This is a genomic window from Chromobacterium sp. LK1 (assembly GCF_001043555.1).
In the GTDB taxonomy this organism is placed as follows: Bacteria; Pseudomonadota; Gammaproteobacteria; order Burkholderiales; family Chromobacteriaceae; genus Chromobacterium; species Chromobacterium aquaticum.
Map to the genome: position 1 here is coordinate 1 of NZ_LDUI01000087.1, position 438 is coordinate 438.

The 438-nt window shown below is 49.8% G+C and carries 2 tRNA genes; both read right to left on the minus strand.

Annotation, left to right across the window (positions count from 1 at the left end):
* Positions 1 to 129: 129 nt before the first annotated feature.
* A tRNA-Ala gene (locus VI26_RS22945) sits at positions 130 to 205 on the minus strand.
* A gap of 117 nt (positions 206 to 322) precedes the next feature.
* Positions 323 to 399 (minus strand) — tRNA-Ile (locus VI26_RS22950).
* Positions 400 to 438: the final 39 nt, after the last annotated feature.

Here is a 438-nt window from a genome sequence, read left to right on the forward strand (position 1 = left end):
GAGTTAACTCTACGTTTCCTTTTCGCCGTCTTTATATATTCGGCTTCTTCAGTTTGTTAAAGATCGGGCGTTAAAAATACAACGCAAACACAATCAAGCTGTTTTGCAAACTCGCTTGTGTTTGAGTTGTGGTGGAGGATGACGGGATCGAACCGACGACCCCCTGCTTGCAAAGCAGGTGCTCTCCCAACTGAGCTAATCCCCCTCTAAACCTGAAATGCTGCGTTGAAACACGCCTCGTGTGCATCAGCACACGTCGTCGCCTTTTGCCTTGCCTTTCAGCTTTATTTGTGCGGCCGGATCACTCCGACAACAGAAATTCTGGTGGGTCTGGTTGGACTCGAACCAACGACCCCCGCCTTATCAAGACGGTGCTCTAACCAGCTGAGCTACAAACCCATTTCTTGTTCAGCCATCGCTGGCTGACGCCCTTAACTA